The sequence below is a fragment of the Paenibacillus oryzisoli genome (assembly GCF_001653565.1).
Taxonomy (GTDB): Bacteria; Bacillota; Bacilli; order Paenibacillales; family NBRC-103111; genus Paenibacillus_E; species Paenibacillus_E oryzisoli.
This window is the reverse complement of record NZ_LYPB01000049.1, coordinates 1-23,899: the sequence shown is the minus strand read 5'-3', so window position 1 is coordinate 23,899 and position 23,899 is coordinate 1. Positions and strand designations below refer to the sequence as shown.

General features: G+C 44.7%; 28 protein-coding genes, 1 tRNA gene and 1 pseudogene. 20 read left to right on the top strand and 10 right to left on the bottom strand.

What is annotated here, in order from left to right; genetic code table 11:
- Positions 1-35 precede the first annotated feature (35 nt).
- On the top strand, positions 36-656 hold the full coding sequence (locus tag A8708_RS06150; RefSeq protein ID WP_068662629.1) for a DUF5701 family protein: 621 nt from the start codon (positions 36-38) through the stop codon (positions 654-656).
- Here A8708_RS06150 and A8708_RS06145 read toward each other — a convergent pair.
- On the bottom strand, positions 653-1,831 hold the full coding sequence (locus tag A8708_RS06145) for a PQQ-dependent sugar dehydrogenase (RefSeq protein WP_082927294.1): 1,179 nt from the start codon (positions 1,829-1,831) through the stop codon (positions 653-655). The genes A8708_RS06150 and A8708_RS06145 overlap by 4 nt on opposite strands.
- A gap of 49 nt (positions 1,832-1,880) precedes the next feature.
- The gene (locus A8708_RS06140) at positions 1,881-2,360 is read right to left on the bottom strand and encodes a CBO0543 family protein (protein WP_239696565.1); all 480 of its coding nucleotides are present in this window, start codon (positions 2,358-2,360) and stop codon (positions 1,881-1,883) included.
- 181 nt (positions 2,361-2,541) lie between these two features.
- Here A8708_RS06140 and A8708_RS06135 point away from each other — a divergent pair, with 181 nt between their 5' ends.
- The 4 genes and pseudogenes from A8708_RS06135 to A8708_RS34710 all read left to right on the top strand — a co-directional run.
- On the top strand, positions 2,542-3,303 hold the full coding sequence (locus A8708_RS06135) for a metallophosphoesterase (RefSeq protein WP_068662627.1): 762 nt from the start codon (positions 2,542-2,544) through the stop codon (positions 3,301-3,303).
- Between the two features lie 145 nt (positions 3,304-3,448).
- Entirely contained in the window at positions 3,449-4,354 is a 906-nt protein-coding gene (locus A8708_RS06130) for a VOC family protein (protein WP_068663001.1), read from the top strand.
- A gap of 117 nt (positions 4,355-4,471) precedes the next feature.
- Positions 4,472-4,696 carry a hypothetical protein gene (locus tag A8708_RS06125; RefSeq protein WP_068662626.1) on the top strand — a complete coding sequence of 75 codons (225 nt, stop codon included), beginning with the start codon at positions 4,472-4,474 and terminating at the stop codon, positions 4,694-4,696.
- A gap of 99 nt (positions 4,697-4,795) precedes the next feature.
- Positions 4,796-5,067, top strand: a pseudogene (locus A8708_RS34710) (PD-(D/E)XK nuclease family transposase); the annotation flags it as partial.
- 535 nt (positions 5,068-5,602) lie between these two features.
- Here the strand turns inward: A8708_RS34710 and A8708_RS06120 are convergent.
- Positions 5,603-5,675: transfer RNA gene (locus A8708_RS06120), tRNA-Ala, on the bottom strand.
- Between the two features lie 213 nt (positions 5,676-5,888).
- Between A8708_RS06120 and A8708_RS06115 the strand changes: the two genes are divergently transcribed.
- Positions 5,889-6,176, top strand: a complete 288-nt coding sequence (locus tag A8708_RS06115; protein WP_068662625.1) for a hypothetical protein — start codon at positions 5,889-5,891, stop codon at positions 6,174-6,176.
- Between the two features lie 17 nt (positions 6,177-6,193).
- The gene (locus A8708_RS06110; RefSeq protein WP_068663000.1) at positions 6,194-6,712 is read left to right on the top strand and encodes a VanZ family protein; all 519 of its coding nucleotides are present in this window, start codon (positions 6,194-6,196) and stop codon (positions 6,710-6,712) included.
- Here A8708_RS06110 and A8708_RS36040 read toward each other — a convergent pair.
- Positions 6,690-6,839: a hypothetical protein gene (locus A8708_RS36040; RefSeq protein ID WP_204787474.1), complete on the bottom strand. Its 150-nt coding sequence runs from the start codon at positions 6,837-6,839 to the stop codon at positions 6,690-6,692. The two genes, A8708_RS06110 and A8708_RS36040, sit on opposite strands and share 23 nt — an antisense overlap.
- 113 nt (positions 6,840-6,952) lie before the next feature.
- Here A8708_RS36040 and A8708_RS06105 point away from each other — a divergent pair, with 113 nt between their 5' ends.
- The gene (locus A8708_RS06105; RefSeq protein WP_068662624.1) at positions 6,953-8,773 is read left to right on the top strand and encodes an SgrR family transcriptional regulator; all 1,821 of its coding nucleotides are present in this window, start codon (positions 6,953-6,955) and stop codon (positions 8,771-8,773) included.
- Positions 8,774-8,789: 16 nt separating this feature from the next.
- Here the strand turns inward: A8708_RS06105 and A8708_RS06100 are convergent, their stop codons facing one another.
- Positions 8,790-9,053 carry a hypothetical protein gene (locus A8708_RS06100; protein ID WP_068662623.1) on the bottom strand — a complete coding sequence of 88 codons (264 nt, stop codon included), beginning with the start codon at positions 9,051-9,053 and terminating at the stop codon, positions 8,790-8,792.
- A 157-nt stretch (positions 9,054-9,210) separates the two neighbouring features.
- On the opposite strand from A8708_RS06100, the gene A8708_RS06095 reads away from it, so the two are divergent.
- Complete coding sequence (locus A8708_RS06095; protein WP_068662622.1) at positions 9,211-9,876, top strand: tetratricopeptide repeat protein; 666 nt, start codon at positions 9,211-9,213, stop codon at positions 9,874-9,876.
- 11 nt (positions 9,877-9,887) lie between these two features.
- Here A8708_RS06095 and A8708_RS06090 read toward each other — a convergent pair whose 3' ends face one another.
- Positions 9,888-10,949, bottom strand: coding sequence for an acyltransferase (locus A8708_RS06090; RefSeq protein ID WP_068662621.1), 1,062 nt, complete (start codon positions 10,947-10,949; stop codon positions 9,888-9,890).
- 269 nt (positions 10,950-11,218) lie between these two features.
- On the opposite strand from A8708_RS06090, the gene A8708_RS06085 reads away from it, so the two are divergent.
- From A8708_RS06085 to A8708_RS06070, 4 genes are all read left to right on the top strand, one after another.
- Positions 11,219-11,650: a DUF86 domain-containing protein gene (locus A8708_RS06085; protein WP_068662620.1), complete on the top strand. Its 432-nt coding sequence runs from the start codon at positions 11,219-11,221 to the stop codon at positions 11,648-11,650.
- Between the two features lie 83 nt (positions 11,651-11,733).
- Positions 11,734-12,366 (top strand): helix-turn-helix transcriptional regulator, encoded by a 633-nt coding sequence (locus A8708_RS06080; protein ID WP_068662619.1) that lies wholly within the window; start codon positions 11,734-11,736, stop codon positions 12,364-12,366.
- Positions 12,367-12,798: 432 nt separating this feature from the next.
- Complete coding sequence (locus tag A8708_RS06075; RefSeq protein ID WP_068662999.1) at positions 12,799-14,418, top strand: S-layer homology domain-containing protein; 1,620 nt, start codon at positions 12,799-12,801, stop codon at positions 14,416-14,418.
- Positions 14,419-14,693: 275 nt separating this feature from the next.
- Positions 14,694-15,944 (top strand): S1C family serine protease, encoded by a 1,251-nt coding sequence (locus tag A8708_RS06070; RefSeq protein ID WP_068662618.1) that lies wholly within the window; start codon positions 14,694-14,696, stop codon positions 15,942-15,944.
- Positions 15,945-16,023: 79 nt separating this feature from the next.
- Here the strand turns inward: A8708_RS06070 and A8708_RS06065 are convergent, their stop codons facing one another.
- A complete protein-coding gene (locus tag A8708_RS06065) occupies positions 16,024-16,659 on the bottom strand; it encodes a bifunctional 4-hydroxy-2-oxoglutarate aldolase/2-dehydro-3-deoxy-phosphogluconate aldolase (protein ID WP_068662617.1) in 636 nt (211 codons plus the stop codon).
- A 180-nt stretch (positions 16,660-16,839) separates the two neighbouring features.
- On the opposite strand from A8708_RS06065, the gene A8708_RS06060 reads away from it, so the two are divergent.
- Positions 16,840-17,286 (top strand): DUF948 domain-containing protein, encoded by a 447-nt coding sequence (locus A8708_RS06060; protein ID WP_068662616.1) that lies wholly within the window; start codon positions 16,840-16,842, stop codon positions 17,284-17,286.
- A gap of 14 nt (positions 17,287-17,300) precedes the next feature.
- Complete coding sequence (locus A8708_RS06055; RefSeq protein ID WP_068662615.1) at positions 17,301-17,666, top strand: YtxH domain-containing protein; 366 nt, start codon at positions 17,301-17,303, stop codon at positions 17,664-17,666.
- Between the two features lie 52 nt (positions 17,667-17,718).
- Here the strand turns inward: A8708_RS06055 and A8708_RS06050 are convergent, their stop codons facing one another.
- Together A8708_RS06050 and A8708_RS06045 are read right to left on the bottom strand one after the other, a co-directional pair.
- On the bottom strand, positions 17,719-18,846 hold the full coding sequence (locus A8708_RS06050) for a phosphodiester glycosidase family protein (protein ID WP_068662614.1): 1,128 nt from the start codon (positions 18,844-18,846) through the stop codon (positions 17,719-17,721).
- A gap of 119 nt (positions 18,847-18,965) precedes the next feature.
- Positions 18,966-19,628, bottom strand: coding sequence for a helix-turn-helix domain-containing protein (locus tag A8708_RS06045; RefSeq protein ID WP_068662613.1), 663 nt, complete (start codon positions 19,626-19,628; stop codon positions 18,966-18,968).
- A 236-nt stretch (positions 19,629-19,864) separates the two neighbouring features.
- Between A8708_RS06045 and A8708_RS06040 the strand changes: the two genes are divergently transcribed.
- The 5 genes from A8708_RS06040 to A8708_RS06020 all read left to right on the top strand — a co-directional run bounded on the left by A8708_RS06040 (position 19,865) and on the right by A8708_RS06020 (position 23,572).
- Positions 19,865-20,254 (top strand): disulfide oxidoreductase, encoded by a 390-nt coding sequence (locus A8708_RS06040; protein ID WP_068662998.1) that lies wholly within the window; start codon positions 19,865-19,867, stop codon positions 20,252-20,254.
- Positions 20,255-20,340: 86 nt separating this feature from the next.
- Positions 20,341-21,330: a polysaccharide deacetylase family protein gene (locus A8708_RS06035; protein ID WP_068662612.1), complete on the top strand. Its 990-nt coding sequence runs from the start codon at positions 20,341-20,343 to the stop codon at positions 21,328-21,330.
- Positions 21,331-21,443: 113 nt separating this feature from the next.
- The gene (gene racE, locus A8708_RS06030) at positions 21,444-22,253 is read left to right on the top strand and encodes a glutamate racemase (protein WP_068662611.1); all 810 of its coding nucleotides are present in this window, start codon (positions 21,444-21,446) and stop codon (positions 22,251-22,253) included.
- 131 nt (positions 22,254-22,384) lie between these two features.
- Positions 22,385-23,260: a M14 family metallopeptidase gene (locus tag A8708_RS06025; protein ID WP_068662610.1), complete on the top strand. Its 876-nt coding sequence runs from the start codon at positions 22,385-22,387 to the stop codon at positions 23,258-23,260.
- Positions 23,261-23,359: 99 nt separating this feature from the next.
- Positions 23,360-23,572 (top strand): hypothetical protein, encoded by a 213-nt coding sequence (locus tag A8708_RS06020; RefSeq protein WP_068662609.1) that lies wholly within the window; start codon positions 23,360-23,362, stop codon positions 23,570-23,572.
- 132 nt (positions 23,573-23,704) lie between these two features.
- Here A8708_RS06020 and A8708_RS36035 read toward each other — a convergent pair.
- Positions 23,705-23,899, bottom strand: a 195-nt coding sequence (locus A8708_RS36035; protein ID WP_204787473.1) for a hypothetical protein, incomplete at its 5' end; no start/stop codon positions are given.

The following is a 23,899-nucleotide window of genomic DNA, read 5'->3' as shown; positions in this document are numbered from 1 at the left end:
ATCTTTCATTTTCTTAAGGAGGGACACTCGCACTTATGTTGAATGAAGAATACGAACGGCAAGTTGGCAATCTTGTACATAAAGACTATCCAGCGTTAGTAGGATTAACCGTGGATGAATTTACACAGGAACTAGAACCGCTTAAGCATATGATTTTAGAAATGAATCCAGTCCAAATGGATATAGAAGCAAGCAAGATTCCTTTTGTCATTGTGATTACTAGGGATTGGTTAGATGCAGGACAGGCGATGCAGGCAGTGGAACGAGAAGGGAAGAAGGGGTTCAGCGTCATGGATGCCCAGGAGATTAGTCGCTTTCAACCTATTGAGGGAATTGAGCTCCCTAAGGGGAGGGCTTATCTTGCGTGGGATATTGATACGGGCACAGGCACATTAAACGTGACACCAAACGCAGCATTGGCCCTCATAGCGCAAGAAAATCGTTCTCCGCTCACTTTGGAAGAGGGGATTAGTGTGATTACCCATTTTCCGGATAGGTTGCGCAAAAATAATGGCTTCTCACTACTCGGTTCTCGCTGTGGTGACCGAAGAGTCACTGCGCTATGGATGAGTGATAAAAGGCCAAAGCTGGGCTGGTGTTGGGCGGGGAATCCACATACGTGGCTAGGCTCCGCCTCTTGTCGATCGAGAAGCTAAACTATTTTCATGATCTTTCCATCTTGCGTGCAAAGGTATAATTCGCCTGCCGCGTCCGTTCCGAACGAAGCAATATTCAAACCTGATTTGAGCAAGGTTCGGTTCGTGACCGTTCCATCTTTCTGTTGAGATAACGCCCAGATGTTTCCTGTCCCATAATCTGCGTACACGTACCAGCCATTCAGTTCAGGGAGCTTCGTGCCCCGATACACATAGCCGCCCGTAATCGATACGCCTTGATCACGACCATAGGTAAACAGAGGCTGCTCTAAGCCGGTTTTATTGCAGCCAGTCTTTGGTTCGTAGCATTCGAATCCTTCTTGAATACGCCACCCATAGTTTTTACCTTTTTCTATGAGATTAATTTCTTCGAATCTATTCTGACCAACATCGGCTGCCCAAAGCTTTCCAGTTGCAGAATCGAAACTGAATCGCCATGGATTTCGTAGTCCGTAGGCATAGATTTCCTTAGCACCTTTGCTGATAAAAGGGTTATCAGCAGGGCTTGCATAGTGAAGCCCACCTTCTTGCTTGTCTACATCGATACGCAGTATTTTGCCTAGCAGGGACTGTAAGTTCTGGCTATTATTCTGAGGATCTCCGCTGCTGCCACCGTCTCCCGTAGCAATGTACAAGTACCCATCTGGGCCGAATGCGAGTTGCCCGCCATTGTGATTCGGATAAGGTTGTTTGAAAGTAAGAAGTACTTGCTCACTAGCTGGATCCAGAAGAGCAGGATTAGTAGGCAGCGTCTTGTAGCGTGCGATGATCGTATGGGTTTCCGTCGTATAGTTGACATAGGCCAAGGAAGGATCTTTCGGATCGAAGGCTAAGCCTAATAAACCCTGTTCGTTCCCACTATCATTGACACGATCCGTAATATCAAGAATGAGAGAGGGCTTTTCTTGCGGTTTCTCCATATTCACACTAACGATCTTACCCGGTTGCTGAACGATATATAAGAGTTGCGGTGAGTTAACACGATGCTCTATGCCTACGGGATGATCGAAGCTGTTGGGCTCGAACACTGCCTTCAGCGCAATGCTATTCGATGTCGATATCGAAGTAGATGTCGCAGTCGCGGTAGAGGGTTCTGAATCTTGGGACCATAGGCAGGCTGGTAAGACAAGTAGTAAGATTAGGCTCATACAAGCAAGATGATAACGTTTAGGCATAATCAACCTCCTTCATGAAACGATTTGGGATGTAAAGATAATTGCACATTTATGTGGATGCTTTTCCGATCCCTTTTCTAAAGAACCATCTGTAATAAACAAGGGATAAGAAAAATGTAGCTGAAAGAGAGAGCCAAGTCCAGTACCATGCCCAATGAATGTAATCGATTAAGTTCGTATGGCGTTCAATTACGACTTCAATTAGGGTCATCCAAGTAGGCCAGAATAGCTGCCAACCTATTCTTTTCAGTCTGCTTTTATTTTCTGGATATCTGAGAATATAAATTACACATGTTGCAGGGTAGATAAAATATTCAAAAGCAAAGCTTGTCTGCGTTGCATATGCGAATTCGCGAACGGGATACTCAATCAAATGAAATTCAACGACCAGTAATCCAAGGGGCCACGTTACGAGTTGTTTAAATAAAAAAACTACGTTTGCTTCTCTAATTTTCTTCCTAGGAGTGAATAGAACTAGCAGCAAAATGGTTCCAAACCACACGGATAATAATACGATTCGATCTACCACAATTATTTGAACTCCTTATGTTGTAATAAGTTCTAGTATGACCTTGCATTAGGCTACACAAACCTGTAATTAGGCGTGAAGTACTCCCCATTAAAATGCGTTGTCCGAGGGGATATTCTAGATTATTTTGAATACATATTACTTCATCCAAATGAATTTTGTATGTGAGGAGAATGGAGATATGATCGTTGTATACATAATGATTCTAATCCTATTGGGGTATATGCTATTAATCTTACCTACGCAATGGCTAAAAATTGAACGGATCCATTATCCACTAGACCTACACTTGAAAATTCTACAGATTAGTGACTTGCATGTAGAACGATTAAGAATAAGTCCAATCCAAATTGCATCGATTATCCATGCTGAAAAACCTGACCTTATCTGTATAACAGGCGATTTTACCAAGCATCGAAAGAGTCTCGTCAAACTTGAAAAGTATGTAAGAGCTATGACGATAGGCCATGTACCTATTTATTGTGTTCTTGGCAATCACGATTATCAGCAAAAAAATGTCATGGATGTCATAAATCTGCTTAGAAAGTATGGGCTGCATGTATTAAGAAATGAATCGGTTCATGTAGATCAAATTGAACTCATTGGCATTGATGATTATGATTCAGGTAAAAGCGACATCGAAAAATCTTTTCGACATGTTGATCCTACTAGACCCAAAATCGTGATTACGCATGATCCTAACATCGTTCTTGATTTGAAAAAGCCCTACGATTATTTAATGGCTGGACATTTGCATGGGAAACAATTCAATCTACCCTATTTATTCAGACTGAAAGATGCCGGTAAATTGCCTCGCATGGGCATATATAAGGGGCTACATACAACACAGCACGGGGCTTACTACATATCCAAGGGAATTGGGCAGACGGGTATCAACGCAAGATTTTTAGTCAGAAGTGAGGTGACAATGCATTATTTGTAGAATTAAGGATGGATGGAGGAGGGGTTTGAAAAAGGAAGGGATACAGAACGTCTGTTCCATTTCAGGCGGGTCTATGTTAAAATTAGGAAGAAGTCTTATTCCAAGGGAGGAGCTCGTTTTGAATATGGAAGCCAATAGAGGCAAGATGCCATTGATTACGCCGCACCTATGGTTCGACAAGGAAGCGAAACAAGCCGCAGAGTTCTACTGCGCAGTGTTTCCCCAATCCAACATCACAAACACGACGGTTTTGTACGAGACGCCATCAGGCGATTGTGACCTAGTATCGTTCCAAATCTGGGGACAGCCATTTATGGCTATTTCTGCTGGTCCGCTTTTCAAGCTCAATCCAGCAATCTCATTTATCGTGAATTTTGATCCGTCTCGGGACGTGAACGCAGAAGCAATGATCGACGAAGTGTGGAACAAGCTGTCTGATGGAGGAACCGCGCTTATGCCGCTAGGTGAGTACCCTTTCAGTAAACGGTATGGTTGGATTCAGGACAAGTATGGTGTGTCCTGGCAGCTTATGCTGACGAATCCGTATGGAGAGCCTCGTCCTGCGATTATTCCTTCCATGTTATTCGTTGGCAGTAACTGCGGCAAGGCGGAGGCGGCCCGTGAATTCTATCTTTCGGTTTTCCGCCATTCTCAACCTGGCGCTCTATTGCGTCATGGCTCTGGTGCCGAACCGGATCAAGAAGGAACAGTATTGTTCTCCGACTTTATGCTGGAAAATACGTGGTTTACGGCAATGGACAGCGCGCACAAGCACGATTTTCAATTTAATGAAGCCATCTCACTTCTAGTCAATTGTGAAACACAAGAAGAGATTGACTACTATTGGGATAAGCTCTCCCACGTGCCTGAGGCTGAGCAGTGTGGCTGGCTTAAAGACCAGTTCGGTGTATCCTGGCAGATTTCTCCTGCCATCATGGATGAACTGTTATCTGGGGGCTCCGAAGAGCAGCGGGCTCGTCTTACGTTCGCTTTTATGAAGATGAAGAAGTTCAATATCGCGGAATTGCAAAAGGCATTTGACGGGGGTTAGTGATTAGGAGACAGGAGAGTCATCACCTCTGACTAAGATTACTTTAATGAACCCTTACCTGCACTACTGGAGCAAACAGTATTAAGTGAAGATACAAAACACTGGGTGGCGTTGAAGATGAAGGAACCGGCATTGAGCAAGGTTATGACCGTACTAGATTACTTGAGCCAAGATACAGAAGCGAGGCGAATGTATGAAATGCGACAGAAGGCACTACATGATGAAGCTTCAATGCTTGAAGTAGCAAAGAATATGCTCGGTAAAGGCATGGACATAGCAACAATCTCAGAGTTGACGGGTATTTCCTCAGATGATTTGGAGAAGTTGAAACAGATGCATTAACATCGGATGATAAGTATAGCATGTAACCAAGAGAGAGGGGCTGAGCGTTTTGCTTAGCCCTTTTTCTATAGAATGATTATTAACGCAGAGGAATTCTACATGGGTTGGCAAAGGAAGTACTGCAAAAGTTCAGAGCAGGCTGCCCTAACCGAAGAGAATAAAGACGTGCTACTGGCTTTCCTAAACGTACCTTTCAAGAAACCGGAGAGCAACCGCATACCGAAATCTTACTCATGAATCCATACACTGATAAAGATTCACCTCAAGGTAAGCAATCCATATTTGATATCCTAGCTAAAACAGCAGATGGCAAATTGATTAATATCGAGATGCAGTTATTTAACCGATATGACAATGAGAAGGCAGACTTGAAGTAGCTAATAAAATGCTGGCAAAAGGAATGGACATGGAGTCCGTTTCGGAATTAACAGGACTTTCAATTGAAGAATTAAAGAAATTGAATCAAGATCATTAACTAAACGGCTGCCAGGGGTTTAACCTTGGCAGCCTTTTCTAATGGTGTTTGATCAAGTTTTTTGTATGATCTGTAAGCGATGCGCTCGCTCGCCATTATTAATTGCACTGCCTCAAATATATAAATCAAACCCCTCAGGGGTTCTCACCCCCATACGGCTCCAAGAACGAAAAAGAACATGTCGCATGACATGTTCTTTTTTTGTTCAATATGGAGCCTAGGAGCTGCCACTTGGATGGCACCCCGATAAGGGATGTCCGAATCCTGATTTAAATGGCTGACGAAGCGAACTCGAAGAGGACTTTTAGCGGTAGATTCAGACGCCGTGCTCCTACGCTACGCTCCGTCCGCGCGGGCGAACCCTGAGGGGTTCTTACCCCCATGATCCATACAAAAAACCACGATCCTGAAGGATCGTGGTTTATCTTGTATGGAGCCTAGGGGGATCGAACCCCTGACCTCATCGCTGCCAGCGATGCGCTCTCCCAGCTGAGCTAAGGCCCCGTGATGTCGCTTACAAGTAACGTCGACTTTTTGTATTATACATGAATATCAAGGGGCAAGCAATACCTGAGACATAGGATTTTTTCAATGGCTTTTATTCCTTCAAGCTGTATGGCGATTCTGTTGCAATGGGGGGCTGAACGTTGTTTTCATAGTTATTTTCATGCTAACCTAGTAGTATTAACTAGTTGATCGTTTGGGAGTGAAGTAGAAGTGTCAAACGCAGTATTGTATTGGGTTTACTTGGGGATCGCTTTCGTTGTTCCGTTTGTAATTGGTGTCCTTTTGATGCGAAAAACGAATCGTTTAGGATTCTCTTTTTGGATCACGACGGCGTTAAATATGGTGTTGACGGGGCTCGCCGTTTTATGGTGGAAATCGGTCACCACAGATCAGTTTCAGATGATGTTTGGGATGGCCTTCTATGGTGTATCCGCCGTGAATTTAATGGTTATTGAATTCTTTGCCTTATTCAGTATTCGTAAGAAAATGAATCTGTGAGAGAGAAAGGTGCCGTTATGCCAAAGTCAACACAATCGAAAACGGTATTCTACGTGTTCTTAGTGGCAGCCCTTCTGTGGATGGCTTTCATTTATATGAAGTCTGCCGAACCCTACCAGCAGCAAAGCTTGAAGCCCTATTTGGAATCGAAATTTTCGACGGATAAATTAAAAGAACATATACCCAAAGTGAAGTTTACCTATGATCAACAAGTAATTTCATGGCAAGATCCCATTAATATGATCGAATTCTTCATAAGAAAAGCAGGGCACGTTAGCGAATACGCTGTGCTTGCCCTGCTTTGGTCGATTGCTTTACTTGCCAAACCTGTCAGAATGAACATAGCTTTGATCAGCTCCTTCCTAATCTCATTGCTGTACGCAATGTCGGATGAATGGCATCAATCGTTCGTGAAAGACCGAACGGGGCACGGCATCGATGTAGTCGTCGACGGAGTTGGTATTGTGTGTGCGCTCATTCTGATTGTACTAGTAGTTACGATACGGAATCGAATTAAAGCCAGAAGAATAAGCTAGTTAGAAGCACGTAGACTTTTCTTTTTTTACCTGCTTGCCATTTCCAATGTTCGCGGGATTGGCTTTCCAAATCATGTTGTTGCCACTCCATTAATTTCTCTGATACATAGAGGTCTGTTGGTTGCATACGAGGGTCACTTTCCTTTCTTTTCCTGATACGTTTAGTTTACGCTAGAATAAGGGGAACAAAAAGTGTATAATTCACTTCAAAGATTTCCCCTTTTAGAAAGGAAGCCAACAATGCAGCTTCTTACTCATTTTCTAGAGCTACGCGCAGGTTTTGAGCATGGTGTTGAGCATAAACCGCAACCTATTACGCTAGAAGAATTAGCAGAGAGATTATATTGTTCGACACGGAATGTGAAGATTTTATTGAAAAAAATGAGTGAGCATAACTGGATTTCTTGGAAACCCGGACGGGGTAGAGGGAACATTTCAGAGCTTACTTTTTTGGTTTCATCGGAAGATATGATCTCGAAACAAGCAGTGGAGCTTGCCAATCGAGGTGATTACTTAGGCACGATTGAGCTGATACATCAACTAGGCAAGGGAGAAACACTGCAGGACTCCTTTATCGAGTGGTTGTTCAGCTTTTTTGGCTACCGGGCGGTTGAGCATGAGGAGCGTTTCAAGGATACTTTACGTGTCCCCGTATACAAATGGTTGGTGACTTTGGATCCTGCGCAGACTTTTTTTGCGTTTGATTTCCATCTGGCGAGTCAAATTTTCGATACCCTTATCCGCTATAATCCGCAGACAATGGTGATCGAGCCTCATTTGGCACACTATTGGGAGAAGAGTGAGGATGGCTTGCATTATACGTTTTATCTGCGCAAAGGGGTGCTGTTCCATCACGGTAGGGAAATGACTGCGCATGATGTGTGTTACTCGTTGTCGCGATTAAAGAAGCTTGGTCAGGCCGCCACGCAAGGTTGGATGACCGAAAGTATCGAGACGATTACCGTGCTGAATCGCAGTGCGATTGCAATTGAATTAAGCCAGCCGAACGTGCTGTTTCTTCAACAGTTGGCACATACCTCGATGGCTATTGTTCCTGAGGAAATTTGCCGGGATAATGAATCGATTTTCGGGCGAATGCCGATTGGGACGGGGCCGTTCAGGCTGGAGAGAAACGATGATTACATTTGCAAGCTGCGTGCGTTTGATAGTTATTTTGGTGTAAGGCCGCATATGGATCTCGTTGAATTCTGGCTGCTGCCAACCGATCTGCAGGAATCAACACCAAGTTGGGATATGGTTCAAGTGTATCGCGGGCAATCGAATTCGATGAAGCCAGTAGGTGCGATCGATAAAGATTCAGAATGGCATCAAATTGAACAAACGATAATGGGATGCAGTTTAATCACGTTTAATCGTAATAAAAGAGGGCCGCAGTTCCATCCCAACTTCCGTAAAGCCGTAGATTTGGTTATAGATCGTGAGCGTATGATCGGTGAGCTTGGTGGATTTCGTGAAGCGCCTGCAAGCAGTTTTATCCCGACGATGGAACCACTAGTTAGCGGGTCAAGGACCGATATTGCGGAAGCCAAGCGTTTGCTACATGAAATGGGCTACAAGGGCGAGACGCTACATATGTATGTCTATCGGAACAATAATGATGATGCCATGTGGATTTGCAGGCAGTGCGAGCAGATTGGAATTCCTATCGAGATTACCATTCGAAGTGAGTCTGATATGACGCAAATGGACACCATTGACGAAGCTGATCTTATTTTTTATCACATATGCATGGAAAGCAATTATGACCTTCATATCATACAAACATTGAAACAAAGCAACAGCTATGTGCGTGCACATTTGAACAAAGAGCGGCAGGAGTGGGTAGATTCGAAAATGCAGGGGATTCTTAGTAATCCTAATATGGATGGTCGAATTGCAGGATTACATGAATTGGTTGCCGAGCTTCAGGAGGAGAAATCATTCCTTTTCGTCTTGCATCGCTCCCAACAAACGACGTATCATGATTCAATTAAAGGGGTAAGGATCAACGATTTAGGATGGATTGATTTCCGGGAAATTTGGTTTACACCTAGTGGTTGAATGAAAAAAAACGACCTCACGGTCGTCTAGGAGCAGGTGGCTCAAAACGGTGTTCCATCGCAACCCAGCGTCCATTCGCAACGAAAAAGCCGATGAATGCGAAAACGATCAGTCGAATTGGAATCCACGTAGAATTAATGGAGTGGGAGACTAGCAATTCGAGCAAGGTCGTGAAGAGTGTGGCTCCGATTCCCCATGGAACGATGCCGAACGTAACTAAATATCTGGAGCGGCCTAGGTTCTTTCTTTTAAGCCATATAGCCTTATGCGAATCTTTCATGTCAAAGCTCCCTTTTTTCTTTCTAGTATAGCACTGCTTGCGAAAAATCTCGAATGATAGAAGCTCCACACTTTGAAAAGTCGTTTTTCTTAGGAGAGGGGTAAACATAATCAGCATAATATGGTAGTATAAGGAAGTTGAAAAGGGGGAATACACCATGCTTATCAAAATACTACTATTTGGTTTACTCTGGCGAATCGTGGGTAATCCATTTCTCGCTCTGCTTATTTTACTTGTTATTCTATATGTATTGGATAGAAGATACGTTGGCATTCTGCCGAATGTCTGGAGACCGTTTCAGTTAAAACGAAAAGCAGCACGTCTGCGAATTGACCTCCACGCGAACCCGCACAATACGTCAGCGAAGCTGGACTTGGCACGTATTCTTATTGAACGCAAGAAATATCAAGATGCGCTGCCCTACTTGGAGCAAACACTGCCAATTATGCAGGAGTCTGCCGACGTTCATTATGAAATTGGGCTGTGTCAACTGAAGCTAGGCAGGATTGACAAGGGTGAAACCTATATGCTGAGGGCAATTGAACTCAATCCGCGCGTAAAATATGGCGAAGCCTACCTGCGCCTTGGCGAGGCTCTGGCTCCCCATGCACCTGAGCGTGCGGCGCAGTTTATTGAACAATTCCGCGATCTGCACTCTTCGTCGGTCGAGGCTTACTACCGACTGGGCCAGCTGTATCAGCAGCTCGGCCGCCAGGAAGACGCCAAGCGCGCGTACCGCGAAGCGCTTGATATCTACCGCGGCTTGCCACGCTACAGCCGCAGACAGCAGCGGCGCTGGGCTTGGCTAGCGCGCATGAAATAGAAAGGTTCCGCTCATCTGCGAGCGGAACCTTTTTGCATGGCGCGCGCGTAACCGCGCGCCAGCAGCCAAGCGCCCAGCAGCCCGATCAGTACGGCTGCTGCGGTGTGCACATCATAGAGCCAGATGCGCCCAGGCGCTGGCTCTGGTGTGACGCGATCCCACAGGGTGAGGATCGCGGGATGCACGAGATAGATGCCGAAGGAGGCTGCGCCTAAGGCAGACAAGAAGGCGCTGAAGCGAGAGCCGCGCGCCAGTTGGTTGCGCGCCCACGGCACGCAGACGAGTGGGATGGTCAGGCAGTAAACGAGCAAGGCAAGCTCGAACCACGTATTTTCGATCATAGCCAAACCATACTGCTGAATCAGGAGCATGCCTACATAAGCGCCACCAGCCAGATAGACGGCGCTCCATATCCCCATTTTATAACGAATCGCCCAATTCACTATCGCTGGATAATAGATCCCCATGAAAGCGCCGAAGCAGAAGGTAGCCGTATAGCTTAAGCACAACGTGGCATATTCAGGCAGTGGAACTAACCAATGATGTAGAGTATAGGAAGCTGCTTGAATGCCGATACCTAGAGGGATCAGGCCGCGACGAAGCCATGCGTAACGTTTAATCGCAGCAATCATCAAGGGGAAAAGCGCATAAAACTGGACGATAATGACAATGTAATAGAGATGATAGCTCGCATTGCCTGACAGAAGTAATTTAAATAGATGAAGCGCATCCACCTGTATCGTGCCATGAAACATGATTTGATTATATAAATAATAGAAGATAGACCAACTGACATAAGGAATTAATATCTTTTGCAGTCTTTTTGTCCAAAATGCAAGTGCCATCCCTGACTCCCAGCGGTCATAATAGGAATAGAACAAGACTTGACCACTAATCCAGATGAACAAAGGAACAGTAAACAAACTTGCTTTATTCAGCATGAAAAAGAATGCCTGAGACCCTGTTCCAACAGGAAGTTGAGTGGCGCCAGAGGTACCATGAATGAGTACAACGGCGAAGATCGCAAGCGCGCGTACAATGTCGATTTCCGACAGTTTGGGCTTTGATAACATGGGGGGAACTCTCCTTTTTTCTCTCGTTTCACTGTAACATGATCCCCATAGGAGGACAATGCCTCTAGGAATGAAAGCCTGTGCAGCTTGACGCTCTCACCTACCCGAGATAAACTGTTGATAGCATGTAATGAGATCAATCAAGAGGGTGAATGAACGTGAGTTATGAATATTTGATGCAGGCGGTTTTGCTCATATTTTTGGTGATTATCACTTTTTTTGCGATGTTGGTATGGACGAAATGGCGAAAAAGAGGACGGAGATAGACCATGTACTTTATTAATCATGAACAAATCGATGGACGTATTCAGTTTCTATCGGTTTTAGCCGAGGCGAGTCAGCAATTAGAGGCACAGTGGGCACAAGGTAAGCAAGATCTGACTTGGCAGCTCTCCCAAGAACGCGTACTTCATTTGGCGATAGAAACCGTGACGGATGTTGGGAGCTTGCTTATAGATGCTTTTATTCTAAGAGACGCAAGCAGTTATGAGGATATTGTAGAGATCGTACATGGTGAAGGAGCATATTCAGAGTCTTTGACGGAGACCTTGCTCCAATTAGTGAAGCTGCGTAAGCCGCTTGTACAAGACTTTGTAGTATGGCAACGTCAGGACTTGCATCCATTAATACCTAAACTCCCAGCGGCTTTTGAGGAATTCGCGGCTTCTGTTCGCGCGTTTATTAAGAGTGAATTGGCATAACATACATAAGTGTTTCATAATTTACTTATTGCCTGTGATGCTGTAAAATGAGACTTAAACGAGTTCCGAGGACAGGTGAGAGCATGAATCCAACACTAGAAACATCAACGCGTAAAGTGATTCTTTCTATGCTCAAAACGCAAGGGCCGTTGAGTGTTCAAGATATGGCCAAACAACTCGGAATTACAGAGATGGCAGTAAGGCGACATATTCATTCGATGGAGAAGGATGATCTGCTTGAGGCTAAGCTTGTCAGACAAGCCATGGGGCGTCCAACAAGTGTGTATACGTTAGCGCCACAAGCGGACGAATTATTTCCCAAGAAATACTCGCAGTTAACCTTGGATTTATTAGATGAGTTATTGGAAGACGAAGGTCAAGATAAAATTGAACGGCTCTTTGAAGGCAGACAGGGGAAGCTCGAAGCTCGTTATCAATCAAGGATGCAAGCCGCAAGCTTAGAGGATCGCGTGGCTGAACTAGCACACATTCAGAATGAGAATGGCTACATGGTTGATTGGTACCGGCAAGGCGACGATGCTTATATCTTCAATGAACACAATTGTCCGATTGCGAAGGTAGCCAATACCTTTCAGCAGGCATGTCAATGTGAATTATCGTTGTTCCGTAATTTGCTTGATGCCCAAGTAGAACGGACAGAGTGTCTTGCCAAAGGTGCTAACAAATGTGTGTATATCATACGTCAAAATAAATAGTTTGGAAGGGAAGAAGTTAAGCAGACTATGTCTGGCTTAACTTCTTTTTTGCCGTTTTGGGGTTAGGCGTTGATCTTTGAGCTCATGGAGACACACGGAGCGGTGCCGAATGCCGAATGCCGAATTCTTCGACTACCGCCAGCAAATTCGCCCCTGTAGCCCCTGAGATAGTCGAATTCTTCGACTATCTCGGTAACACATCCTAACCTCACATTATTATTTTCACTTTATCCGTTTCACGGCTTCAGGATCTGTTTATACATACATAGGGAGAATAATTTTGGGACAAATTTCCAAGTTACGGACTGAAATCACTCCTAATCTATCGAAGTCTATATTACCTAGATAGCAGAGGAGGTGAAACTATTGAATTTGAAGAAAAATAGTTCTAGTCAAATAGAGAGAAAAAGGAGTGCTTTCAGAGTGAAATCAATGATTGGGAAAATTTCTCATGCTTTGGCTCTCTTCATGATTGTTTCTATTCTCGTACCTGTCATTGCATTCGGAGCATCGCTAGGCATCAAGTCGTACACATACGACAAAACAACTGGAAATGTAACAGCAACCGTTTATAGCGACGTTTATGACAATGTATCTGGGGCTGTGTATCTGAATGTGTATGCTCCTGATCTTCATTTATTGAAGAAAGCCTACATGTCGGGATACACCAATTCAGAGACTGTAAATGGCGTTACATATTACAATTTTACATTTAACACAGGGATAACAGCTAATGTATATGATGCCGTATATTTATCAGGCCAATATAGTTCTACAGTTTCAAGCCGCGTATATGCGACGGATGCCAACCCCGATGTACCAGGATGTACGAGTTACTGTAGTGGAGGGTATGGCGGAGGAGGTTGGTATCCACCAGTAGCGGGGACTAGTATTTCTGTTCCTATGACAGGTGAAGTTAACGAAGATAGTTTGAGAAATGCGTTAGCTTCGTATACCAACATAGAACTCACATTATCCGGCGACATTGCCCTTATTCCAGCTTCTGCTTTAGTTGACGCTGTAGGTAAAGCGGGCTCGACCCTTACTGTTCGATCAGACAATGGCACTTATATGCTTCCTCTTTCGATCTTAGATCTAAATGCGCTAGCCCAAGCACTAGGAATCCCTATGAAGGATCTGAAGATCAAAGTCAGTATTACGAAGCTTACCGGCGACTCTGCAGCCGCGGTGACTTCAGCAGCCACTTCGATCGGTGCTAAAGCAATTACTGATGCAGTTGACTTTAATGTTGTTGCACTAGGACCTGGAGACAAAACGACTTCGATTGATTTTGGCAAAACGTATGTTTCACGTTCTATTAACATCTCCGATACGGTAGATACGAAGATGGTTACAGGTGTTCTCTACAATGAGACTACGAAGAAGCTAAGTTTTGTTCCAGCAATCTTCGAAGTTAAAGATGGCAAAACAGTTGCAACACTGAAGCGTAACGGCAATAGTATCTACACGGTTGTCGAGATGAACAAAAACTTTACAGACACGGCATTCCATTGGTCTAGAGCTGATGTAAGCCTCCTGGCCAACAAGCTCGTGATTGATGGGATGACAGATTCAACATTCGCTCCTGACCTTTCTATTACCCGCGCAGAATTTGCAGCTTTGGCTGTTCGTTCCTTAGGCTTATCTCTGAATACGACAACAGCCACATTTAACGATGTAGATGCGTCCGATTGGTACGCTACAACAGTAGCAACGGCAGCGAAAGCGGGCATTATTGATGGTTATGAAGATGGTTCATTTAAACCAAATGCTCAGATCACTCGTGAAGAGCTTGCCGCTATGATTGTACGAACGATGAATTATGCAGGATTGAAATCAAATCTTTCTGATTCACAACAACTCGCGTTATTAAGCAAATTCAGCGATTCTAACCGTATCGTGTGGGCACAGAAAGAAATTGCTACTGCGATCGATGCGGGCATTATCAATGGGTTGACGGATACAACGATCGGTTCAAGCAACCAAGCAACTCGTGCAGAAGCCGCTACTATGTTGAAACGTTTCCTAAGTAAAGCAGGATTCATTAACTAATATATTAAAAAGGAAACCTGATCTGTGGACTAACGTGTCCCAAGATCAGGTTTTTTTTACGGACCTGAAGGCAGTTGGAGCCGCCGTAAGTCGAAAAATCGACTTACACGCCGCTAACCGCGCCAGCGCTCCGCCCCTTGCCATACCCTTCAGCATACTTTCAGCTTATATTCATACAGCTATCAGCCCAATTTAAGTATCACTTCAGGTTATCGTTCTATACTTGGTCTATCAGCAAGATAACCAAATGACAGCAATCGAGAGGCGGTAATCGTATGAATGAAGATACGAACAATAAAGTGAACTTGAATGACATAAAAATTGTAAAGACTAGCAATTCTAGAGTAAAGCCAATATTTGCAGCTTTCATGGCAGGGGCAGTTGTCGTTGGCGGGTTGATGTTTACATCGGACAAATTGAACCTATTTGGTTATGATTCGCAGACAGTGCAGTCAAGTAGCTCCGCTGCTTCAGCAGTGAACGCAGCAGGAGCTGGTGTCCAAACAGCATCGCTGAACAATTTAGGAACCAATAGTATTTCTCAAATTACGAAAGCTTCGAGTCCAGCCATTGTCAAAATTGAAACGAGAGTAAAACAAGCAAGCACATCAGGCAATCGCCGAAATTCACAGCAGCAAGGAACGCAAAGCGGAGATACGATCGAAAATGGGATCGGATCTGGGTTCATTTTTGAAGATAGCGGTTATATATTAACGAACGAGCATGTGATAGACGGAGCAGATGAAATCGATGTATATGTACAAGGTTATGATACCCCATTTAAGGCAACGCTACTTGGCAACAGTTATGATTTAGATTTGGCAGTACTCAAAATTCAAGGAGAAAAAGCCTTTCCCGCTTTGAAAATTGGCGATTCAAATGCTGCCGAAGTAGGTGAGTGGGTTGTTGCGATTGGTAATCCATATGACTTTGATTATTCCGTGACAACAGGTGTTCTAAGCGCCAAGGAACGTGAAATCAGCATTGATGATGAGCAGGGGACACGTAACTACAAGCATTTGTTACAAACGGATACGGCGATTAACCCGGGTAACTCCGGTGGCCCGCTCTTAAATTTAAATGGTGAAGTCATTGGGATTAATACGGCTGTCAATGCCGAAGCGCAGGGAATGGGCTTTGCGATTCCGGCAAGCACGATTAGCGCGGTCGTCGATAAATTGAAAAACAATGAAGCCATTCCGAAAGATCCAGCTCCTTACATTGGCGTTTCCTTGCAAAATATTACCGAAGACATGCTGCAGGATTTGAAGATTAATAGTACCAATGGTGTGGTAGTAGCTGAAGTGCAGCAAGGTTCACCCGCTTTCAAAGCGGGAATTCGCCAGTATGATGTCATTACGGAAGTGAATGGTAAAGGAATCACTAATACGGAGGAACTGACCAAAGCGGTGCAAGCCGCGGCAGTTGGCGATGCTTTGAAGGTGAAAATTTCGCGCGATGGTCAAACGAAGGATGTGTCTGTACTCGTTGGCGATAAAAATACAGCAACTGCTTATCAGAGTTAAATAGTTCACATAGACACTAAAGAACGGAGCCGCGATCCCTCGCGAGCTCCGTTTCCTTATGTATCGACAACGTTATTATTTATGCACGCGCTGCCGCGAGCAATTGAACCGCCTTATCCGTGATCCAGCCGAAATTGCCAGCTTCAATCTCTTTCAGGTTGATGAGCGAGCCGCCAATGCCTAAGCCATAGCAGCCAACGCCCAGGAATTGCTTGATATTATCTTCGGTTACGCCACCTACAGCAATCATAGGAATGGTATCCAAAGGTCCCATCAATTCTTTGATGTAAGGCAAGCCTAGGCTTGCGCTTGGGAATATTTTAACGGCGGTAGCCCCGGCTTTCCATGCTTTCACAACTTCGGTTGGCGTCATCGCACCAGGGAAGATCGGAATCCCCTCTTGTTTTGACCAACGGATGACCTCTTCATCCAAATTCGGAGTAACCAGGAAAGCAGCTCCGGCAGCAACAGCTTGTTTGGCGTCCTCCAGATCCAGTACAGTGCCGGCTCCTATGAACATGCGATCTCCCCATTGCTTTTGTAGGTTCGAGATCATAGAGAGTGCACCAGGCGTGTTTAGCGTTACTTCCATAACGGTGACTCCACCTTGGTGAAGTGCCTCAGCAACAGACAGAATGTGATCTTCCTTCACGCCTCGAACGATTGCCACGATCCGTGTATGTTCAATTTCTTGTATGCCTTGTTCTCGGTTCATTTCCGGATTCCCCCAAATCAATTCCTAAGTATTTGTTGTTTATTATGACAGGTTCCAGAAATTTTTCCAATCCGTTTGTGTCAAAACAAGCCCTACCTACCTATACTGTAGTAATTCATAGGCATTCGTCTAGAAGCCGCATCAATTCTCACAGCTTTCAGCTCATCGGAGGTGACCTACATGACATGGAGTGAGATTAGTATCGTCAGCTTGGCAGTTGCTTGTTTAGTGCTCATTGTTTTTATCGTTCGAATGCTCATTACAGCTACGCGAACGCTTCGCTTGTTAGGGGACACGGTTATTGAAGTTAAGCAGGGAGTTGTCCATACGACAGAGCACGCGGAGAATCTAATGAAGCAATTAGGGCAGCTTACGGAAGAGGTACATTTGCAAGTTCTTGCTTTAGAGCCAAGTATGCAATCGGTTGAAAAGGCAGGAAAGGCAGTCGGGGAAGTTGCTTCCCTACTAAGCAAAGCCTCACGGATGATGAACGATTCCTTACTAGGTGCGGAAAAGGTCGTACATACGCACCAGAAGCGTATCTACGACATCATGGAATGGGCAACCACAGGGTATGAGCTATGGCAGAGATGGAAGGCGCAGCGGAGTGCGAAATCAGATCAATAAGGAGTGGATATCACATGTCCAATGGAAAAAAAGGTAAAGATCTTCTCATCGGTGCAGTCGTAGGTGGTTTAGTTGGGGCTGCAGCAGCGCTGTTGTTCGCACCGAAATCAGGTCGTGAACTACGTAGTGATATTGCAGAAGGAGCTACTGTTGTTAGTGACAAAACCGTTCAGTTGGCTACGACAGTTAGTCAAAAAACGCAAGCGGCTGCTAAAACAGTAAGTACGACAACTACGGATCTCGTAGGTAAAGCTAAGGATACAGCAGCAAGTGTTGTCGAAACAGTTCGCTCATGGAAAGATTCGCAATCGGAAGACGAGGTCCAAGATGAGATCGCGGCCTCGGAAGCCGCAGAAGATTTAGTTATCGTAGGACGTTAATTCCAAAGAAAGAAGCAGAGTGCACCGTCTAGGCGTACTCTGCTTCTTTTGTTTACCATTTGGAAGGATCAATTTTACTAATATCCAGACCTTCCCACACATTCTTAATATCAGCGGTCTCTGGATGATCGAAGAGCAACCATGCGGTGGGGAGATAGCGTTCACCGTATTCACTTGAAGGTTTATTAATAATAGCATTATTATGGACCAATACGGTTGAAGCGCCACCATCCAAGTTCGCCGCGGTAATCGCGCCATGCGCTAAGAAAATTTCTTGCACATCATAGAGCGTTGCACCGATACTGTGCGTTTGTCTGCCGTCAATGATCGCGAAGAGGATCGCTCCGTCTTTCGTTTGAGCCATGCATGTGCGTGGTGCGATTCCCCAGCCATCCGCTTGGCTTTTGACTTGGCCTACACCATTTACGATGAACCGAGGGCTGAAAGAAACGGCTTCTTGGACGCCCATTTCAAGCAGCTCAGATACTTTGTATTTGCCTGATATCATTCGGCCTTGCTTATCAATCCCAACGATCTGTACGGTACCGTTCATGCCCTTGTCATTATAAAAGATTTTGCCTCCGGAGATGACAACGCCTTCTGGTTGAAAGCCATTGCCCTCCCAGTTCGGATCAATGAATCCCCCGCCATTCACACCGAGGATCGCCCCCGTACGTTTGACCATGGAAGACACTTTTTCCCCCTTGCCTGCTTTCTCAGGCACAGCTATGCGAAGCTTGGTAGGATCTGAAATCGTAACAAGTTTACCTTTGAAATTAGGGCCCGATATGTTCTCGATGGTTACCAAATCTTTTTTGACTGGAGCTAGAGCTTCTGTAGGTGTGTAGGATGGCAGAGGGGTGAGTTCTACAAGTCCTAGATCTTTCTCCGTACCCATTTCGTCAAAGCTCTTCGTATATGCGGCTACACGTTTCTGCAACTCGGATGTGCCTATGAAATATTTGGCCCAATCTCGATGCTGCGTGGTGATAATCGTGTCTGCCATCATATAACGCAGGTTCGATCCCGAAGCAGTAAGGAAAAACCAGCACAAACCTAAAATGGCTAGGAGTGTAATCGTAAGTAGTGTATACGACATAAAGCGTATGCCTGCAGAACGTTTGTGCTTTACGCGTGCTTGCAAGGTAGTCTGTCGGGTAGTTGATTGTTGAACAGCCATGCTTAAGCATCTATCCTCTCTAACGCTAATGGAGTCCACACTGTCACCTAGTAAGACGAAAAGAAAGGAGAATAAGTTTCAGATTTCCCTGAAAATGTTCTCCTTTTTTTGTAAAATGTTTAATTTTGTCGTTGAAGTGAGGCTAGTAGAGAGTCCGTAATCGGACTCTTCTCAAATTGATACTCAAGATCGTTTCCTGCATGATAGGCGACGCTGCGTAAGATAAGTTCATGGTATTTCTTTTGACGCAAGGCAGCAATCGTCACGCTCAGACTCACACCAAGCGGATCGAAATATAGCTTACCAGCTTGGGCATCATATTTCTTCACGTGTGTTAAATTGACGAATAGATCGGTATCCATTTTCTTGAAACCTTGATCTTCTAGTTGATCTAGGAAATGGCTGAAATCTAATAGAGACTGCATCGGAATCGTACGATTGCCGATCCTAGTATGATACGTCATTTCGGTAGATCCAATTTCTATAAAAAGGATGTCAGCAAGGGGGAGAGTGGGCGGTCCCGCTTGACTATCTTGGTTACCTGTTTCAAGATAACCAGCTTTCTCCATAAGATCTGTATACGAAAACTTATAGGCATCCGACAGTTTCTTTAGTGTGATAGGGGATGGTTTAATCTTTTCATTCGTCGAACGGTTACGCTCTAATTCCAAATCACGAATATAGGCATGGGACAGACCGCTCTTATTGGCAGCTTCACGTAAGGACATCTTCCCTCGCAAGCTCTCCAGAAATTTACCGAATCCTTCAAATTGCTTCATCATAGGAATCCCTCCATATGTTAATTGTAATTGAATTGGCTCAAAATTGAAACGATTGTAGCACTTATTGGTACTAATTACCTGAGTGGAATGTGAACATCTTATATGATTCGCAAGCAAAATGCGAATTTAGTAGGTCGGGAGAATCAACCCCGTGACTTCTTTCTTCTATTTTTTTATAATAGGGTAGAAGAGAGGGGACGATTTCATTGTTAAAAAAATGGCTGAGAGACAACGGCATGCATATTTCATGGCTAGTTGCCTTAGTTGCGACACTTGGAAGCTTATATTTTTCTGAAATCTTGCATTATGCACCATGTAAACTATGCTGGTATCAGCGTATTCTTATGTACCCATTGGTTGTCATTCTCGGTATTGCATCCGTGCGCAGAGATTACAAATTAACCATCTATGTATTGCCCTTAACGATTTGGGGAGCCTGTATCTCCATCTATCATGTTTTATTACAAATGGGTGTTTTCAAAGAAACGGGTACAGGGTGTGGTCCCATTGCTTGTGATACCGACTATTTGAACTGGCTTGGATTTATTACCATTCCAATGCTGGCTGGAACAGCGTTTATCCTACTGACGGTTCTACAATACTTGACTTATCGCGCTACAAAATAACGCCAAAATCTATCGTTAGGCAGGTAATTTGTCATTCACTGTCGAATAGGATGGAAGAAGAATCCATCCTAACCGAGGTGTATATCATGACTAAACATACCCATAAAGCTGCACTGCTGATCGTACTGAGTGTTTCGTTGGTCGGTTGTGCAGATATAAGCCTAACGGCCCCTGTCGGCACGGAAGCCTCTGCCACAGCCAGTCCAGTGATTTCCCCTAAATTTTCACCAACACCTTCTCCAACCCAAACAGTTAAACCATCTCCAACGCCTACACCAACACCACAGCCAACGGCTGTTCCAAGTGTGTCACCAACTGCTTCACCGAAGCCAAGTTCAACGCCTAAAGCTACAGCCGATCCTGCCAAAACGAAACCAATATCTGCGGATCGGACACCGTATTCCTGGTACTATATGAAGAAAAAAACAGGGCAAGTTCCTGATTTCCCGCATGAAACCAAAACCTTTACCAGCGACCAGAAAGCGGTCTGGGTTGGTACAGGGAAGAAAGTATATTTAACTATTGATGCCGGAGGACCGCTCATAGAAGTTGATCTCATGCTGAAATCACTCAAAGAGAACAACGTGAAAGCGAACTTTTTTATCACAGGAAACAACATTAAGAAGAATCCGGAATATTTGAAAAGAATCGTGGCAGACGGTCATTATGTAGCGAACCATACGATGACGCACACAGATTTTAATGACTTGACGGATGATCAAATTCGCAAGGAAATTAAGGATTTTGAAGTCGTGTATAAGCAGATTACCGGTAAAGATGTCGGCAACTATTTCCGTTTCCCTTATGGTCACTATAATCCCCATAACTTAAGTTTGGTATCGGAATTGGGCTATACCTCTGTGTTCTGGTCTACGGCCATGCGTGATTGGGAGCCTAGAGCGAATGGTGCTGAGGATCCCTACAACGATATCATGAATAATTTACATGAGGGTAACGTGATTCTAATGCATCAGGGTTCCATTGAGAACATGCAGGCACTTGATCGTATTTGTAAAGAAATCAAAAAGAGAGGCTATGAGTTCGGACTTGTAACCGAGCTTCAGCCCAAAAAGTAAAGAAGATTAGGTCGAAATCTGTGTCGTACTCTTGGTACCTTTAAGCTTGGCCGCACATATCCTAACCATGTGGTTTATATCAATTCATCAACCGGCAAAGGAAGCGGATATGTGTGGGGCAAGCGATAGCCGTACTGGACTCCGGAGTCGGAGGGTTAACTGTTGTAAAAGAAGTCATGAAACAGCTGCCGCATGAAAAAGTCATTTATTTTGGTGATACGGCTAGGAGCCCGTATGGACCCCGTCCTGCTAATGAAGTTCGTCACTTTACACGTCAAATCGTAGATTACTTACTTCAGTTTGATCCCAAAATGATTGTGATTGCCTGTAATACAGCGACCGCGGTCGCGATAGAAGACATACGTGCGCGTGTCTCGATTCCTGTTGTAGGTGTGATTGCACCAGGGGCAAGAGCAGCAATCAAAACGACACAAAGCGGCATGATCGGTGTCATTGGCACAGATGGAACGATACGCAGTCAAGCCTATGAAACGGCGTTGAAGCAGATTTCGCCTGATATACATGTTTATAGTGAGGCGTGCCCGTTACTAGCTCCTTTCGTTGAGAGAGGACTTTATAGTAGTGATCGTGCACATTCCATCGTGGAGCAATCCCTGAGTCCCTTGAAAGATAAGCCGATCGATTGTTTAATTTTGGGATGCACCCATTATCCATTTCTGATGGAATCCATTTCTCAAGTCATGGGTCCTAAAGTGACATTAATTTCTTCGGCGGAAGAGACGGCCAGAGATATAAGTACGATCCTGTCTCAGAGAGGCATGCATTCGAAATCCCAAGAAACGCCGATTCATCAGTTTTTCTGCAGTGGTACGCCAACTGTTTTCCGGCAGATTGCGGAGAACTGGCTCAAGGAATATATTGCCTTCATGCCTGTCGTGTGGCAGGTCCCAACTATTATTTAATCGGTTCAAATAGACCCTCAGGGGTCTATTTTTATTTCATTTCATTACGTGCAAATGAGATGCCGCATGATTCCAGCAACCTCATCATAAGAATAGCCATACGAAAGAAGTAAAGGCAGTGGGGTGATTGTATGCTGGGTTATGACTATGAGACATTGGTGAGTGAGTTGAATCGTTTAGGCAAAATATATCCTTTTTTGCAGACCACTTGTATTGGTCAGAGTGTAATGGGAAAGGACATTTATGCGCTGCGTATCGGGCACGGTACGAAAGAAATCCATTTTAATGCAGCGATGCATGCGAATGAATGGATAACAGCACCCTTGCTGGTGCAGTTTGTTGAGGATCTGGCGTGTGCTTATGCAAGAGGGACCGCGTGGCAGGGGCGGAATGTTAGACGTATTTTGTCCGAGTATGCCTTGTGGGTTGTGCCCATGGTTAATCCAGATGGCGTTGAACTTGTTATACATGGACTGCCAGAAGATCACCCGCATCGTGATGCATTATTGGCATGGAATAAAGGCTCGTTATCGTTTATTAATTGGAAAGCAAATATACGGGGCGTCGACCTCAATGATCAATTCCCAGCTCATTGGGAAGAGGAGAAACTGCGAAGAGATCATGATGGACCAGGTGAGCGTGACTACGGTGGCGAATCACCGTTATCTGAGCCAGAAGCCGCGGCATTGGCTGGATTCACCGAGTGTCATGACTTCGAGCTTGTTGTTGCTTTACATACTCAGGGGAGAGAAATCTACTGGAATTACCGTGATTATGAACCAGCTGAAGCTGAAGCACTTGCAGTGAGAATGGCTTTAGCTAGTCAGTACGAAGCTGTGAAGCTCACGGGAAGTGACGCGGGGTATAAGGATTGGTTCATCCAGCACTTTGGGCGACCAGGCTTTACAGTCGAGGTAGGGTTAGGAGTAAATCCGCTGCCGATTGAAACTTTTGCGTTACTATATGAGGAAGTCGTTCCGATTTTATTGACTGCCTTAGATAACTAATCGCGAGACAAGTCTCTCTAACTTGCTTGTGTTCGCCACGAACCGACTTTGCCCAGACTTCATATACTGTGAAGAGGAAGCTGCTGGGGAGGCGTGAACATGGCACCACCTAAAGGTAAAGGCAAAGTTGTTAAGAAGAAAAAGGAAATTTCATCTCGTGCGCAATACACCATGAGAATTGTTGAATCTGCCACTTGTTCGGTGTGCAAAACACCATGCGCAAGGGGAATGCGCTATCTAGACATGATGTCACAGCCCGGGGCTGTCGGCAGAGGCGTTCCGTGTATTTTGACACGAAGGAAAATCAATTAACTTGGATCCGCCCCTCTCTAGGGGGTGGATTTTTGGTTTTCTGTGGGGATAGCGCACCACCTCACCAAGCTCCCAAGCACAAATTAGTTCACCAAGTCCACCATGCCCAACTAGCTCAATTCTCCGTCAAAATTAGCCGAACCAACTCCCGCATCTTCTTGCAATCAGCTGCTTGTCAGCAATAACTGTATTTTCTGTAGTTAATTCAATAGAATTTCGCACGAAATCCCATTTAGATGGAAAAAGTACAGGCCTGTTGATTAGCCAAATATTGGAATGTTGGCAGGATAAATAACACCACTGGATAAGAACACCCTCCATTCTGGT